The organism is Halospina denitrificans (assembly GCF_004364635.1).
Taxonomy (GTDB): Bacteria; Pseudomonadota; Gammaproteobacteria; order Pseudomonadales; family Oleiphilaceae; genus Halospina; species Halospina denitrificans.
In genome coordinates this window covers 629,939-646,398 of sequence record NZ_SOAX01000001.1, presented here as the reverse complement: position 1 = coordinate 646,398, position 16,460 = coordinate 629,939, and the positions used below count along the sequence as shown (strand labels likewise).

Genomic DNA, 16,460 nt, shown 5'->3' with positions numbered 1-16,460 from the left:
TCCGGTTGTTGATTGAGTCGTTATTATTGAACGGAAACGCCTATCAGAGCGTAAAACCTGAACCGATTACAACAAACCCATGGAACGATAAAGGAATGATTCCCATGCGCTGGATACTGATCACACTGCTTGCCACCCTGACGGCCTTTACTCAGGCCAATGCCGAAACGCTGTATTTTACGGCCATTCCGGATGAGGACGAGACCCGCCTCGAGGAACGTTTTTCCAAGGTCGCCGACTACCTGGCGGACGAGCTGGACGTGGATGTGCGCTTCGTCCCCGTGAAGTCCTATGCCGCATCGGTCACCGCCTTCCGCAATAACCAGGTACAGCTGGCCTGGTTTGGCGGCCTTTCCGGCGTGCGTGCCCGCGACCGGGTCGACGGAGCCGAGGCCATTGCCCAGGGCGTTGAGGACCAGGAGTTCCGCAGCTATTTCATCGCCAACACGGGAACCGGTATTGAGAAGGCCGACGAACTCCCCGGGACGGTCCAGGGCAAAACCCTGGCGTTCGGTTCGCGGGGTTCCACCTCGGGTCGACTGATGCCCGAGTACTACATCCGGCAACGGTTTGGACAGCCCCCGGAGGACGTTTTCAGCCGCGTGGGATTCAGCGGCAACCACACCCGCACCGTGGCACTGGTGGAGTCCGGCGCCTATCAGGTGGGCGCGCTCAACTACACCGTCTGGGATAAGCTCGTTGAGGAAGGCGATGTGGATACGGACAAGGTCCGGGTGATCTGGAAATCACCTACTTACCCGGATTACCAGTGGACCATCCGCGGGGACGTCAACGAACGCTTCGGGGATGGCTTCAAGGAACGGGTCAAGGAAGCGTTGCTGTCCATGGAGGATCCGGAGCTTCTCGAAAGCTTCCCCCGCTCCGGCTTCATCCCGGCCAGCAATGATGATTACAGCACCATCCGCGAGGTTGGCCAGGAGACAGGGCTGCTCGATTAATGAACAGCCTGGTCGTTAACGACATCTCCGCCAGTTACGGCGGAACCCGAGTCCTGGGGCCGCTGTCCCTGTCGGTCGTGCCCGGGGAAAAGGTCGCGGTGGTAGGCCGCAGCGGCGCCGGCAAGTCGACGCTGCTGAGCCTGCTCTACGACGAGGCCAGGGAGACCGGGGTCTACATGCCCCAGGACCTGGGCCTGGTCGAGACCCTGTCGGTCTTTCACAATGTGTTCATGGGCCGGCTGGACCAGCATCCCATCTGGTACAACCTGGCCAACCTGATCCATCCCATGAAGCGGCCAACGGAGGACATCAGCGCCATACTGGAAACCCTGTCAATGGCCGACAAGATCCGGGAACCCGCCGGGGAGCTGTCCGGCGGCCAGCGCCAGAGAACAGCGGTGGGCCGGGCGCTTTACCAGCAGGGCCGGATACTGCTGGCAGACGAACCCGTATCCGCCCTCGACGAGCCCCAGGCACACCGCGTCATGCAGGCACTGGTGGGGCAGTTTGAAACTGCCGTCATCGCACTTCACGACGTGGATCTGGCGCTGCAATACACCGATCGCGTGATCGGTATCCGTGACGGCCTTATCGCGCTGGATGAACCCAGCAACCGGCTGTCCCCCTCCGATCTGCAGCCCCTTTACTGACCATGCTGGCATCACGCACAGGCAGGATCTCACTCCTATTCGTCGCTGTAGCCCTGGCATGCCTTGGCGTTGCCGACATCGCCGTGACCACCCAGAACCCCTGGGCTGAACTGCAGCGGTTGATGAGTGGCTTCCTGACACCGGATTTCACAGCGGTGGACGACCTGGGCACCGCCTTCCTGCGAACCCTGTCCTATGCCTTCACCGGGGTTGCCCTGGGCGCTGTTGCCGGCTTTTTCCTGTCACTGGTGTTCAACTCCAGGGTGGTTCGTACCTTCTGCGCCTTCATACGGGCCATCCATGAAATCTTCTGGGCACTGATCTTCCTGCAGTGCTTCGGGATCCATCCGCTTTCCGGGGTACTGGCCATCGCCATCCCCTTCGCCGGTATCTTCGCCAAGGTCTACTCGGAGATCATCGAGGAATCGGACCCTCTGTCAGCACGCGTGCTTCCATGGGGCACGGGGCGCCTGGCACGCTACTGTTTCACCCGCATTCCCGAAGCCTGGCCGCACCTGCGCACCTACACGGCCTACCGGCTTGAGTGCGGCCTGCGCTCCTCGGCCGTGCTCGGGTTTATTGGCCTGCCCACGCTTGGGTTCTACCTGGAGTCTGCCTTTTCGCAGGGGTATTACTCCCAGGTAGGTGCGCTGTTGATCCTGTTCTACCTGCTGATCGCCACCATGCGGTTCTGGCTGCGCCCGCGTCTGATCCCGGTCTATGTGCTCGGTGCGCCCTTCTTCCTGGGCGACGGGCTGCCCATCATGTGGGGCAACGTCACCCGCTTCTTTACCGAAGACATCGTGCCCCGCCCCCTGAGGGAGGGAGAAGGCTGGGAAGGACTGCAGCCCTGGCTCATGGATATCCTGACCACGGAGGCCCTGCCCGGCATCTGGAACACGCTGATCCTGACCCAGATCGCGCTGGTGGCGACCGGCATCCTGGCCCTGCTGGCCTTTCCGCTGATCTCGCCCCACTTCTTCGGGCCCAAGCGACGGACTGGCGGCCACCTGCTGCTGGTGATCGCCCGCTCCACGCCCGAGTACATGCTAGCCTATATCCTGCTGCAGATATGGGGCCCTTCCATGCTGCCGGCCGTGGTGGCGCTGGCCCTGCACAACGGCGGCATCATCGGGCACCTGATCGGGCGCATGAGCGGGGAGATCCCCATGCGCCCGAATGCGCCAGTGGGTATCAATCGCTATGCCTATGAGGTCGTGCCACGGGTCTATCCGCCCTTCCTGGCGTTCCTGTTCTATCGCTGGGAAATCATCATGCGGGAAACCGCCATACTCGGGATCCTGGGGATCACGACCCTGGGGTTCTATGTGGAGGGAGCCATTCAGGAAATCCGGCTGGACCGGGCCATGGTGCTGATTCTCATCACGGCCCTGCTCAACATCGGCGTGGACGCACTGTCACGCCGCATCCGCGCCTACCTGAGACTGAAAACCCGCCCGACCTGCGAGGCCTGAGCGGGCTAATAACAAGCTATGCGGCTTCAGAAGCCGACGCGCACACCGGCCATGAAGTGGTGTGAATCGATGCGCTGGCTCTCGGAAAGGCCGTCCACGCTCTCGAGCTCGATTTCCTCGATGGACATGTAGCGATAGGTTGCCTCGAGGGAGGTCCGGTCCGTCAGGTGATAGGACCAACCAGTGGTCAGGTGAAAGCCATAGCTGATGTCGTCATCATCCATCACAACGGGGCCACCGCCGGAATACTCCTCAAGGCTGACCTGGGCGCCACCACCACCGGCACCGAAGATGAAGCTGGCATTCGGGATGACTTCAAGATCCTTCTCCCCGTAGACGCTCACGAAGCCGGTGATCATGGTGAGATCACCGCGGGGGTTGGGGAGACTGGATTCAGAGACGGTCGTGGGGACATTGGGATCACTGCGGTCAACGACCGTAAGCGTGTGTGATTTCGCCTTGTTCTTGCTGTAGCCGAGCTCAAAATCGGTCCGGATATTGAAGCTGCTCTCAATATCGTACTGGCGCCCAACCGCCAGCGCAGCATTGAAACCATGATGATACTGGGTCTCAACCCTGCCCGTCTGGGTCGCGGTGCCCGCATCCACGGTAAAGCCATTATTGCGGATCTGGCTAACACCACTCTTGAAGGACGCATAATTGAAGGTGTCCGCTGCCGCGAGCCCGGGTGCGGCCAGTGCAATGGTGGACACCGCTACGGCCATGGACAGTTTTCTCATTGTATTTCTCCTGACGTTAGATGGCATTCTGCTCCGCTTAGATATAGTCCATAATCCAATGGGGCTCAAGGAAGAGACCATCTGATCACTCTAGCAGACTGGGATCAGGTTGGCCTCTCTGGCATCCTCTCTTCGTAGTAACCATCAATATCCCCTGGAGTCTCCAGCATGCGGAAAAAAGCTCTGTTACTGGCCGCGGTTCTGGGCCTGTCCCTCGCCGGGACCACGATCGCGGGTGAAACCATCGAGATCACCAATGCGTGGTCCCGGGCCACTCCTCCCGGCCTGGACCGCGGTGTCGGCTACCTGGATATCCATAATCACGGTGACGCACCCGTTCACCTGACAGGAGCGACGACCGATGTGGCAACAAAGGTCGGAATTCACCGCTCCCGGGAGACGGATGGCCAGACGCGGATGGAGGCTGTTGAGGAAGGCATCCGGATCCCCCCCGGGGAATCCGCAACCCTGGCCCCGATGGGCTATCACCTGATGCTGATGGGACTGGAAGCCCCCCTGAAAGCCGGCGAACGTATTCCGCTGACCCTGGAGTTCCGCGATCACGAGGACGTCAGCACGTCGCTGGAGGTGCGCTCACCCGGTCAAGACAGTCGTGGGATGGAAAACAGCCAATAGCGGGAGAAGAATCATGAACAACGGAACCCACTACCGCACCTGCAACCTCTGCGAAGCCATGTGCGGCGTCGCCATCGAGGTTGAAGACGGCGCCATCTCGCGCATCCAGGGTGACGACCAGGACCCTTTCAGCCGCGGCCACATCTGCCCCAAGGCCCTGGGACTCAAGGACATCCACGAAGACCCGGACCGGCTGCGACAACCCGTGAAGCGCACCAGTGATGGCTGGGAAACCATCAGCTGGGACCAGGCGTTCCGCGAGGTTACCGAAAAGCTTTGCGGTATCCAGGCCACCCACGGGCGCAACGCCATCGGCCTGTATCTGGGCAACCCCAATGTCCACAACCACGGCGCGCTCATGGCCAATGGCATCTTCATGGGCGCGCTCGGAACCCAGAACCGTTTCTCCGCCACCTCCAACGACCAGCTCCCGCACATGCTGGCCAACCTCCAGATGTTCGGCAACGCCATGCTGTTCCCGATTCCGGACATTGATCACACGGATCTGTTCATCTGCCTGGGCGCCAACCCCATGGCGTCCAACGGCAGCCTGATGACGGTGCCCGACTTCCGCGGACGCCTGAAGGAGCTGCAGCAGCGCGGGGGACGCTTCATCGTTATTGACCCCCGACGCAGCGAAACGGCGGCCAAGGCGGATGATTTCCACTTCATCCGGCCCGGAACGGATCCCTGGCTGCTGCTGGCCATGCTGAATGTGCTGTTTGAGGCGGAGGCGCTCGATCCGGATGTCTGCAGACAGCACCAGCGCGATGCCCGTATCCTGCAGCTGGCGGCCATGCCCTATTCACCGGAAGACGTTGCCGATACAACCGGGATCACCGCCGATGCCATACGCGAACTGGCCCTGGAATTTGCCCGGACCCCAAAGGCCCTGCTCTACAGCCGTGTCGGGACCAGCACCCAGGAGTTCGGCGGCCTGGCCACCTGGCTGGTCTACGCCCTGAACATCCTCACCGGCAAGCTGGATCGCGAAGGCGGACTGCGCTTTACGGAGCCCGCCATAGACCTGGTGACGCTGGGATCGCTCAGCGGCCAGACCGGGCACTATGGACGCCGGCACACGCGGGTGCGGGGGCTTCCCGAATTTGGGGGCGAATTCCCGGCCAGCGCCATGGCCGAGGAAATGCTGACCCCGGGCGAGGGCCAGATCCGGGCCTTCATGACGGTGGCGGGCAACCCGGTCCTCTCAAGCCCGGCCGGAGAACGCATGGACGAGGCCCTGTCGGGGCTTGAGTTCATGGTCTCCGTGGACTACTACATCAACGAGACCACGCGCCACGCGGACATCATCCTGCCGCCAACAGCGCCGCTGGAACGCAGCCATTACGACCTGGCCTTCAACACTCTGGCCGTGCGCAATGTGGCCAAGTTCAGCGACCCGCTTTTCACGCCGGACCCGGACACCCGCAGTGACTGGGATATCCTCATTGAGCTGGCCCATCGCCTGGAACGCACCAAGAGGGGAAGCAGCCTGCGCGGTGAGCTGGGATGGCGCACCCTGAAGACCCTGGGGCCCGACCGGATACTGGATCTCATGCTCAGGGCCGGCCCTTACGGCACGTCGCCCGCACCACTGAGACCCGCCCTCCAGGCCCTGACCGACCTTGGCGACCATCTGTTGCCGGAGGGCAATCCTTTCCGTGCCCTGCTGAAGAACACCGCCAGCCACAGTCACTGGAAGGGACGCCCCAAGGGGCTGAGCCTGGACCATCTGCGCCGCCATCCTCACGGCGTGGACCTGGGGCCCCTCCAGTCCACGCTCCCCGGCCGGCTGCAGACCCGCTCCGGGCGCCCCAATCTGGCGCCGGAGCTGTACCTGGAGGACCTGCCCCGGCTTCACAGGGCAACAGGGAATGCAGGCAGAGAGTCAGACCAGTCCTTCTACCTGATTGGCCGGCGTCAGCTGCGCAGCAACAACTCCTGGATGCACAACAGCCAGCGTCTGGTGAAGGGCAAGACGCGCTGCACCCTGCAGCTGCATCCACGCGACCTGGCGCGACTGGGCCTGATCGATGGCCACAACGCCCGGGTCAGCAGCGAGGCCGGCACGATCACACTGCCGGTTGAATCCACCGACGCCGTCATGCCCGGCGTGGTGTCGATTCCCCATGGCTGGGGGCACGGGCGGAACGGGATTCAGCTGTCTGTAGCACAGGCACACCCTGGCGCCAGCATCAACGATGTGATCAGTGATCGCCAGGTGGACACCCTTTCCGGGGTCTCGGTGCTCAACGGCCAGCGTGTGACGGTATCCCCGGCGCGATCCGAGTGATAGTTTGGGCACTGTCGCTCGTATCATCCAATGAACACCCTTAGGAGCAACCAGTCGCATGATTCCTGAAACACTGCAATGGACCCTGATCGCTGTTGGCGTGGTCGCCATCGCCGTGCTTATCTACGTGATCCAGCGCCATTGGCGGCGTCTGAGCCAGTTCCGCAAGGCCCAGGAACATACGCGCGAACTGCAGCAAAGGCGCCGGGACAGTATGATTGAAAGCATCCGGATCCTGGCGAGGACCATTGAAGAGGAGCAGGTGGAGCCCTCCGAAGGCTGCATCCGGATCAAGGGGCTGCTCGATCACGTCGCCCCCGACCTGCTGAGCCAGAAGCCCTTTAACGTCTTCCAGACCATATACGAGAAGACCGAGCACATGCCGACCCACGACGCTCGCCGCCAGGCGGACCCCAAGCTGATCAGCCGGCTGGATGAGGAACGGTTTGCGCTGGAGGCGGAATACGCGGACCACATCCAGGAAGCCGCTGTTGCCATCCGTTTCCACCGATTCGAGGAAAAACCACCCGAGCAGGGCACCGGCACACCCCAGACTTTTGACCCTGTAAAAAGCACCCTGAATCCCTGACAGGCTTCCTTTCCTGCGCTACGCTTGACGCAAAAAGGTTAGCTTTACGATGGATCAGCTGCTTGAGCGTCTCGCCCGCTCCAATACAGATTCAGCCTCACTCGAGTCCCTGACAAGGCCCCTTCTGGACCTGGGGCAACAGGTTACGGGTATGGACTCGGTATACCTGACGGCCATTGACGAAACCGAGGGTCTCCAGAAAATCATCTATTCCCGGAATACCGGGGCCCTGCAGATGCAGGAGGGAATGGAGGTTCCCTGGCAGGATACCCTGTGCCGGCGGGCTCTCGACGAGGGGCGTTTTTTCACGGAGGATGTGCCGGCCTGCTGGGGCGATTCCAATGCCGCTCGTGAACTGGGAATCAAAAGCTACCTGACGCTTCCGATCCATGTCGGTAAAACCAAACTCTTCGGCACCCTCTGTGCCGCAAGTACCCACCCCGTTGAGTTGCCGGAAAATGCCAGATCGGTTCTGTCACTGTGTGTCGAACTGATTGCCAACCAGATTGAGCGCGAACTGAGCTTGCGCGAGAGCGTCCGCCACGTAACGGAGGCGCAGAAACGGCTTGCACGCATGACTCTGGTCGCCGACATCAGCCGGTACTGTCTCAATGCACCCTCGATCGAGGAAAGCGTCCTGGCGGTCGCCGAAAGGCTCACCCAGACCGGGTTCTGGGAAAAGGTCGTGCCCATGCGCCTGCGGGAAGGGCGTCGCGGCCCTCTCGGAGAACGCGACCCCGACGCCGCCCGACTGGCCGCCCTGCTGATCAAGGCCAGCCCGGATGCCCTCGACGGCATGGTGTATCACGGACACGAACACCTGATCTTCCCCCCTGATGACCTTGACTGGATCAAGGCCTACCGCCGCCAGCTCGACCTGGGCGAGCACGGAGACGCGGCCCTGCTCGTGGTGAGCACTGAGGAGGCCGTCGAAGCCGGGCTGCTTATTCTCTCCGGCCATGAGATCAGCAGGGATCCAGACGAACGCCAGCTCCTGAACACCATTGCCAACTCCCTGTCACTGCTCGCCAGCCGTCTCCTTGACCATGAACGCCTGGAAGCGGCAAACACCGAACTCCATTACTCGGCGCTGCATGATGCCCTCACGGGTCTTCCCAATCGGCGCAGCCTGATCGAGGAGCTGGAACGCATGCTCGCCCGTGCCGAACGGAGCAAAGAGGCCGTGCATGTGGCCTTTATCGACCTGGACGGCTTCAAGGCCATCAATGACCATCATGGCCATGACGTGGGCGATGCCTTTCTGCGCGAATTCGGGGAACGCCTCCGCGAGGTGTGCAGGCAGGGAGACCTCATTGCCCGTTACGGCGGTGATGAGTTCGTCTTCGTCGGAAAGAGTGAAAACGCGGACAACGCCTCTGCTGAGCGTGACGCCATATCGAAACGACTCCGGGACGCCAGTTCCGGTCACTATGAGCTGGACGGGATCCGGATTGATTATGCGGGGCCAAGTCTGGGCATCATTACCTGGCAGCCCGGTGACATGGTGGATGCGGACATCACGCTCGCCCGTGCCGACGAAGCCATGTATGCCGATAAACAGGCCCGGCGCACCGGGCGTTGACCCGGGCTGAGCATCCCGGGCTGCTCAACCGTCTTTCCATTCGACGTCAGACGTCACCGTAGCGGATACGGTCTCCCAGCCACCGGCGGATAAGCGCATCCACGCGCTCGGGTTCCCGCATCACCTCCGGCGCCATGCCCCGGACTTCTTCCAGCCACTGCTGATCGCGCTCCCAGTCCGCGATACGGAAGTTCATCAGCCCTGTCTGGCGGGTCCCCAGCACTTCCCCGGGGCCCCGGATTTCGAGGTCTCGCTGGGCAATCTCGAATCCGTCCTGGCTCTCGCGGAGCACCTTGAGCCGCGCCTTGCCGTTGTCTGACAGAGGTGGGTTATAGAGCAGTACGCAGTAGCTGTCCCGGTTGCCCCGGCCCACCCGGCCACGCAGCTGATGGAGCTGTGCCAGCCCAAGACGTTCCGGGTTCTCGATGATGATCAGCGAGGCCGCGGGCACATCCACGCCCACCTCGATCACCGTTGTGGCGACGAGCAGATCCAGGTTCCCATCCTTGAAGGCACCCATCACCTCGGCTTTCTCCGATGCCTTCATGCGCCCGTGCACCAGTCCGACGCGCAGTTCCTCCAGCTCAATGCGCAGTCGTGCCGCCGTATCCTCGGCGGCCTGGCACTGCATGGCTTCCGACTCCTCGATCAGGGTGCAGACCCAGTAGGCCTGTCGGCCCTCCGCACAGGCGCGCCGCACGCGCTCCACCACCTCATCACGCCGTGATCCCGGCAGGGCAATGGTTTCAATGGGCTGGCGCCCCGGCGGCAACTCGTCGATCACGGACGTATCCAGGTCCGCGTAGGCGCTCATTGCCAGGGTCCTCGGAATGGGGGTTGCCGTCATGATCAGCTGGTGGGGCACCGTGGCCTCGGATGCACCCTTCTGCTTGAGCGCGAGGCGCTGGTGCACGCCGAACCGGTGCTGCTCATCGATGATCACCAGCGCCAGACGCTGGAAAACCACATCCTCCTGAAAGAGGGCATGGGTGCCGATGACCATCGGGACCTCACCGCTGGCGAGCCCGGCGAGCACCTCCTGGCGCTGGCGCGAACGCGTCTTCCCCGAAAGCCAGCCGGGTGTCAGGCCCAGGGGCGCCAGCCACTCCCGGAAGCTCAGGTAATGCTGCTCCGCAAGAATCTCCGTTGGCGCCATCAGCGCCACCTGGGTGCCTGCCTCAATCGCCTGCAGGGCGGCCAGCGCCGCCACCACCGTTTTCCCCGATCCCACATCGCCCTGGACCAGACGCAGCATGGGCAGGGGCTGGGTCAGGTCCTGGCGGATCTCGCGGCTGACCCGCTCCTGGGCCCCCGTCAGCTTGAAGGCCAGGGAGTCCCGGAACTGCTGCTCCAGCGATGCCTGCCCCGGCAGCAACGGCAGGGCCTGCCAGGACTGCACCTGGGCCCGGATTTTCAGCAGGCTCAGGTGATGGGCCAGCAGCTCCTCCATGACCAGCCGGTGCCGCGCCGGATGGCGGTATTCCAGCAATGCCGTGGTGTCGGCACTGACCGGCGGGGCATGGAGGGTACGCAGGGCGTCATTGATCTCCGGGAGTTGATAGTTCTGCAGAAGCGAGGCGGGAAGCCATTCCCGGATCGGGTGGCGGTCGAGCATCGCCAGGGCCTGGCGGCACAGTTCCCGCATTCGTGGCTGCTGCACCCCCTCCGTCAGCGGATAGACCGGCGTCAGGGTCGCCTGATCCCCGGTTGGCAGAGGGCCGGGATTCACCTGGTATTCCGGATGGTAGAGCTCCAGTCCCGCCCGGCCCGGGCGCACCTCGCCGTAGCAGCGAACACGGGCACCCGGAACCAGTTGGCGTTGCTGGGCGGCACTGAAATGGAAGAACCGCAGGGCCAGGAAACCGGTGTTGTCCCGCAGAGTCACCTGGAGGCTGCGTCGGCGCCCGGTAACCACATCGCTGCTGACCACCTCGCCTTCAACAACACCCGCATCGCCCACGTGCAACTGGCCAATGGGCATGATCCGGGTGCGGTCCTCGTAACGGATGGGCAGGTGGAACAACAGATCCTGGAGATTGTGGATGCCCAGCCGTGCGAGGCGCTGGGCGAGCTTATCCCCGACACCCTTGAGCACCGTCACATCAATGGCTTCGGGTCCGGCCATGGATCAGCTCCGCGTCGGTGGCCGAAGCGCCGTGGCGCTGTCCGACTCCCCGTCCGTCACGGAACGACACTGGGCCGCGGCCCGGGCCAGCACATCAATGGCCTTGGGCCGGGGAAAGGTTACGCGCCACGCCAGCGCCACGGTCCGCGAGGGCACCGGATGCTCGAAGGGTCGAACGGCCAGGATATCCTCCCGGTAATTGACCGCCGAAGCCGCCGACAGGGGAAGCACCGTAACTCCCAGCCCCGATGCCACCATGTGCCGTATGGTCTCGAGGGAGCTGCCTTCCGTGACAATGCCGCCTGACTCCGTGCGCCGGGTATTGATGGTTTCCACCAGCTCGGGGACCGACTCCAGCACCTGGTCACGGAAGCAGTGACCGGGTCCGAGCAGCAGCAGCGGCTGGTCCGCGAGCTGATCGCTGCTGATGGTGTCATGCGCGGCCAGGGGGTGCTCCGACGGCATCAGGACCACAAAGGGCTCATCGTAGAGCGGCAGCGTCACCACCTCGGGCTCCTCAAAGGGCAGTGCCACGATGATGGCATCGAGCTCCGAATGGCGCAGCTTGAAGCGCAGCTCACCGGTGTAGCCTTCCTCGATGAACAGCGGCATATCCGGTGCCTCCCGACGCAACTCCGGAAGCAGGTGCGGGAAAAGGTAGGGACCGATGGTGTAGATGGCCCCCACTTTCAGCGGGGAATTGAGCTGATTCTTGCCGTCTTCCGCCAGGTCCTGGATAACGCCCGCCTGGTCGAGAACACGCTGGGCCTGGTCCACAATGCGACGACCGATCTCGGTGACCTGAATGCTGTTCTTGCTGCGCTCGAAAAGGGGAACGCCCAGTTCATCCTCGAGTTTCCTGACGGCAACACTCAGTGTAGGCTGGCTGACGTGGCAGCGTTCGGCCGCGTGGCCAAAATGCTTCTCGCGAGCCAGGGTTACAATGTAACGAAGTTCCGTAAGTGTCATGGCCGCTCCCGGGCCCAGCGTGATTAAATTTTTCTATTGCAGCATAAGAAATGAAAGGGGACAGCGCAATGCAAGATGCCCGCATTCTCATGGCCGGCTGTGGCACTCTGGGCCAGCGCATTGGCCTGGCACTGGCGGAGAACCATCATGTGTTCGGCATGCGCCGACAGGCCAGCCGTGTCCCGCTGCCACTGACGCCGATCCAGGCAGATCTCCTGGACCCGCAAAGCCTGGCGGAACGGCTCCCCGAGGTGGACGCCGTGATCGTCTGCCTTACTCCGGACCAGTACGACGAAGCCGGCTACCACAATACCTTCGTCCAGGGCATGACCAACCTCCTTGATGCCCTCAGGAAGCAGAGGACGCCTCCGAAACGGGTATTCTTCATATCCTCGACGGCGGTCTATTCCCAGAACCAGGGCGAGTGGGTGAACGAGGACAGTGTAACCGAACCCAACCGCTATAACGGTCAGGCCCTGCTGGAGGCGGAACAGCGCCTGACGGCCGGCCCGATCCCCGGTACCGTCATCCGCTTTTCCGGCATCTACGGCAACGGGCGCGACGGCATGCTTTCGAAAATGATCGACGGCAGCATTGCGCCCAACCCGAACAGCGGCTATACCAACCGTATCCATGAAGACGACGCGGTCGGCAGTACCTGTTTTCTGGTCAACAAGGCACTTGAGGGCGTCGAACTGGCGCCGTGTTACCTGGCCAGCGACAGCGAACCCGCCCGACTCGGCAACGTTGTGGCCTGGATCCGCGAAACCGTGGCCTGCGAGCCCGTAAAACCGGACGCGCGCCAGGACAGCCGCGTGGGCTCCAAGCGCGCGGATAACCGGCGTCTTCGGGAGGCCGGTTATTCGTTCCTGTTTCCAACCTTCCGGGAAGGTTATGCCAGCATGCTCCGTGACGCCTGACATCAGTAGTTCCAGGGTAAGCCGTTATGGCGAGCAATGAACTTATCCTCTTCGGTGGCCTCTACGCCCTTCTTCTGATTGTGCTGGCCTGGGCGGCCGAGCAGTCGGAGAGATGGCCCCACAGGGCGCGGGGTCTCCTTTACGGCATGTCCCTCGGGGTCTATTGCAGCTCCTGGACCTTCCTCGGGGCGGCGGGCAACGCCGCCGACAGCGGCTGGACCTTCCTGCCCATCTATCTGGGCCCGATCCTGATGTTCCTGTTCGCCTGGCCCTTCATCCAGCGTCTGCTCGTGGCGGGAAGCCGCAACCGGGTCACCTCGATCGCGGATTTCATTGGCTCACGCTATGGCAAGGACCAGAAACTCGCCGCCGCCGTGGCCGTGGTGGCCCTGATCGGCACCCTGCCCTACATCGCCCTGCAGCTGAGGGGCATCGCCCTGGCCTGGAGCTCCGCCACCACCCAGGACTGGCAGGCGCCTTTCAGCCTTGGGAATAACGTCAGTTTTTTTGCCGCGCTCTTCCTGGCCTGGTTCGCCATCACCTTCGGCACCCGGGTTATCGCCGGCGCCAACCGCCATCGCGGACTGTTGGCCGTGGTTGCCGCAGAGTCCGCCGTGAAGCTGCTGGCTTTTCTTTTGCTGGGGGGGCTCGCACTCTGGCTGCTCGCCGGGGATACGGGGACGATCCCGGAGGGCCCTTCCCCGTTCCGTATGGATACCTTCGGCAATGCCAGTTTCTATACCCAGCTACTGATCAGCGCCATCGCCATCATCTGCCTGCCGCGCCAGTTCCATGTGCTGGTTGTGGAATACCACGACAAGCAGTCGGCGCGCTGGGCACGCTGGATGTTCCCCCTCTACCTGGCGCTCTTTGCAATCGTGGTGCTGCCGCTGGTGGAAGCGGCACGACATCATCTGGCGGGCATGGCCATTCCCGGCGACAGTTATGTGCTGGCGCTGCCCGCGGTCACCGGCCATTCATGGCTGACCGCCGTGGCCTTTGTGGGCGCACTGTCGGCGGCCACGGCCATGGTACTGGTGGCCACCATCGCCCTGTCGCTGATGATTTCCAACGAGCTGTTCATGCCGGTCTACCTGAAGGTCAGGGATCGTATGAACCGGCCGCGGAACGACCTTGGCAACGTCCTCGGACAGGTGCGCCAGGCCGCCATACTGGGCATTCTCTTCCTCGGGTGGCTTCTTGAGCAGGGGGCACGCTTCTCGGAGGGGCTGTCCTATATGGGACTTCTGGCCTTCACCTCCTCTGCCCAGCTCATGCCCGCCATCGTCGCCGGCCTCTACTGGTCCGGAGCCCACCGCAACGGGGTCCTGACCGGGCTGGTCAGCGGCACCCTGGTGTGGTTCTACACGCTGCTTCTGCCCATTCTGACGCCGTCCGGCAACGGATGGGTCAACGACGGTCCCTGGCAGATTGCCTGGCTTGCGCCGGAGAACCTCGTGGGTACCGGCCAGTTCACGGACCCACTCACCCACGGGGTGCTCTGGAGTCTCGGCATCAACATCCTCTGTCTGGTCGTGCTGTCCCAACGTTCAAGCATGACCCAGCTGGATCAGCGCCAGGCGCGTGCCTTTATGGACCCATCCACGGGGTACGCGTTGAGCGACGAGGACCTGACCCCGACCGAGGTGAGTCTGCACCAGCTTTACAGCCTGATCCGCCCGGTTCTGGGCCCATACGAGTCATCCCGTCTCTGGGCGGAGCTCGAGCGTGAGCAGGAACAGCGGCTTCTGCCCTTTGATCGGGCGACGCGCTACACCGTGCGTGCGACCGAGTCCCGTCTCGCCTCGGTCATCGGCGCGGCCTCGGCGCATCGGGCCATCCGGTTGCTGGAGCGCCAGACGCCGCTGCAGATGGAGGACATCGCCGACCTGATGGGTGGCACCTCCGAACAGCTCCAGTTCTCCCGTCACCTGCTCCAGACCACCCTGGAGAACATCCCGCAGGGCATCAGCGTCGTCGACCGCAACCTGCAGCTGGTGGCCTGGAACAGCCAGTATGAAAAGCTCTTCGACTATCCGCCCCGACTGCTCTATGTGGGGTGCCCCATTTCACGGATCTACGAATACAACGCCGCCCGCGGGCTGCTCTCCGATGTGCGCAACAACAACATCAACGCCGCGGTGGACCGCCGCCTGCAGATGCTTAGAAGCGGCCGCCCCTACCGGCTGGAACGCCATATGCCGGATGGCGGCGTGATCGAGATCCGGGGCAAGCCCATCCCATCCGGGGGCTATGTGACCGCGTACAATGACGTCTCCGAGTACCACCGGGTCATGACCGAGCTGGAAGAGGCCAAATCCAACCTGGAACAGCGCGTCCACGAACGGACCGCCGAGCTGTCCGACGCCAACGAGTCGCTCCAGAGGGAAAACGAGCTGCGGGCCCGTATCGAGCAGGAGCTCCACGAGGTCCATACCAGTAAGAGCCGTTTCCTGGCCGGTGCAAGCCATGACCTGCTCCAACCCATCAACGCCGCCCGGCTGCTATCCTCCACGCTGCTCCGCCGCCAGGGCGAGGAGACACCCTCCGAACTCAGGCACATCGACAGCGCCCTGGCCTCGGCCGAGACACTGATCAGCCACCTGAGGGAAATCTCACGGCTGGATTCAGGGCGACTCGAACCCAGTGTCGGCAATGTCTCCGTTGCCAGCATCCTGGAGGAGCTGGTGAATGAATTCCGGATGACGGCGGAACGCAAAGGCATACGCCTGGACTACATACCCACTACACTCTGGGTCCAGACGGACCCACACCTGCTGCGGCGGGTCATCCAGAACTTCCTGAGCAACGCCATCAACTACACCCGCAGGGGACGGGTCCTGGTGGGTTGCCGCCGCAGCGAGGGCTCGGTGAGCATTCAGGTCTGGGATACCGGGCCGGGGATTACCGAGACGGACCAGAAACGGATATTCGATGAATTCGAGCGCCTGCACACCGATGCCACCCGGGATGTCCACGGCCTAGGCCTGGGCCTGCCCATCGCCATGCGCATTGCACGACTGCTGGAACACCCGCTCGCATGCCGCTCCGCACCGGGAAAAGGCTCCATGTTCGGACTGACCATCCCCCGGGGCGAATCCGAGACCACCAGGGCGGACAAGCCCACGGCTTCCGACCCTCAGCTCGAAGGGCTGGAACTCATCTGTATCGATAACGAACCGCATCTGCTCGCCGGCCTGCAGGCCCTGCTTGGACAGTTCGGATGCCGGGTGATTACGGCGTCATCGCTGAGCGAAGCCATGCAGCGACGCCCGGACAAGGCGCCGGACCTGTTGATTGCGGATTACCACCTGGATCAGCATGAGACGGGAATTGCTGTTGCCCAGGCTTTGATGCTGAACTGGAACACGACGGTTCCGGTACTGATCATCAGCGCGGATGACAGCGACCCGATCCGGAGTGCGGTGCATAAGGCGGGATACCGTTTCCTGGCCAAACCCGTGGACGCCGCATCGCTGCGACTCACCCTGCGGCGGCTGCTGCGACGGCGGCGCTGACCCG

The 16,460-nt window shown here is 62.9% G+C and carries 12 protein-coding genes; 9 read left to right on the top strand and 3 right to left on the bottom strand.

The features are described from left to right. Positions 1 to 104 precede the first annotated feature (104 nt). From DES49_RS03035 to DES49_RS03025, 3 genes are read left to right on the top strand one after another with little or no spacing between them, the layout of a single operon-like run. On the top strand, positions 105 to 959 hold the full coding sequence (locus tag DES49_RS03035) for a putative selenate ABC transporter substrate-binding protein (RefSeq protein WP_133734886.1): 855 nt from the start codon (positions 105 to 107) through the stop codon (positions 957 to 959). Next, entirely contained in the window at positions 959 to 1,609 is a 651-nt protein-coding gene (locus DES49_RS03030; protein ID WP_133734885.1) for an ATP-binding cassette domain-containing protein, read from the top strand. Before DES49_RS03035 ends, DES49_RS03030 begins: the two co-directional genes overlap by 1 nt. A 2-nt stretch (positions 1,610 to 1,611) precedes the next feature. Then, positions 1,612 to 3,084 (top strand): PhnE/PtxC family ABC transporter permease, encoded by a 1,473-nt coding sequence (locus DES49_RS03025; protein WP_133734884.1) that lies wholly within the window; start codon positions 1,612 to 1,614, stop codon positions 3,082 to 3,084. A gap of 26 nt (positions 3,085 to 3,110) precedes the next feature. On the opposite strand, the gene DES49_RS03020 is transcribed toward DES49_RS03025, so the two are convergent. Beyond that, positions 3,111 to 3,824: an outer membrane protein gene (locus tag DES49_RS03020; RefSeq protein WP_166645970.1), complete on the bottom strand. Its 714-nt coding sequence runs from the start codon at positions 3,822 to 3,824 to the stop codon at positions 3,111 to 3,113. Positions 3,825 to 3,992: 168 nt separating this feature from the next. On the opposite strand from DES49_RS03020, the gene DES49_RS03015 reads away from it, so the two are divergent. Genes DES49_RS03015 through DES49_RS03000 form a run of 4 tightly spaced genes read left to right on the top strand, consistent with a single transcriptional unit; the run spans position 3,993 to position 8,924 of the window. After that, entirely contained in the window at positions 3,993 to 4,460 is a 468-nt protein-coding gene (locus DES49_RS03015) for a copper chaperone PCu(A)C (RefSeq protein WP_133734882.1), read from the top strand. Between the two features lie 13 nt (positions 4,461 to 4,473). Continuing rightward, on the top strand, positions 4,474 to 6,753 hold the full coding sequence (locus DES49_RS03010; protein WP_133734881.1) for a molybdopterin-dependent oxidoreductase: 2,280 nt from the start codon (positions 4,474 to 4,476) through the stop codon (positions 6,751 to 6,753). Between the two features lie 58 nt (positions 6,754 to 6,811). Beyond that, positions 6,812 to 7,342, top strand: coding sequence for a DUF2489 domain-containing protein (locus tag DES49_RS03005; protein ID WP_133734880.1), 531 nt, complete (start codon positions 6,812 to 6,814; stop codon positions 7,340 to 7,342). A 49-nt stretch (positions 7,343 to 7,391) separates the two neighbouring features. After that, positions 7,392 to 8,924: a sensor domain-containing diguanylate cyclase gene (locus tag DES49_RS03000; RefSeq protein ID WP_133734879.1), complete on the top strand. Its 1,533-nt coding sequence runs from the start codon at positions 7,392 to 7,394 to the stop codon at positions 8,922 to 8,924. A 46-nt stretch (positions 8,925 to 8,970) separates the two neighbouring features. On the opposite strand, the gene recG is transcribed toward DES49_RS03000, so the two are convergent. Beyond that, positions 8,971 to 11,049, bottom strand: coding sequence for an ATP-dependent DNA helicase RecG (recG, locus tag DES49_RS02995; protein ID WP_133734878.1), 2,079 nt, complete (start codon positions 11,047 to 11,049; stop codon positions 8,971 to 8,973). A gap of 3 nt (positions 11,050 to 11,052) precedes the next feature. After that, positions 11,053 to 12,018, bottom strand: coding sequence for a hydrogen peroxide-inducible genes activator (locus DES49_RS02990; RefSeq protein ID WP_133734877.1), 966 nt, complete (start codon positions 12,016 to 12,018; stop codon positions 11,053 to 11,055). A gap of 68 nt (positions 12,019 to 12,086) precedes the next feature. Here DES49_RS02990 and DES49_RS02985 point away from each other — a divergent pair, with 68 nt between their 5' ends. Next, entirely contained in the window at positions 12,087 to 12,938 is an 852-nt protein-coding gene (locus DES49_RS02985; RefSeq protein ID WP_243864842.1) for an NAD(P)H-binding protein, read from the top strand. 26 nt (positions 12,939 to 12,964) lie between these two features. Further along, positions 12,965 to 16,456, top strand: a complete 3,492-nt coding sequence (locus tag DES49_RS02980) for a PAS-domain containing protein (protein WP_133734875.1) — start codon at positions 12,965 to 12,967, stop codon at positions 16,454 to 16,456. Positions 16,457 to 16,460 lie beyond the last annotated feature (4 nt).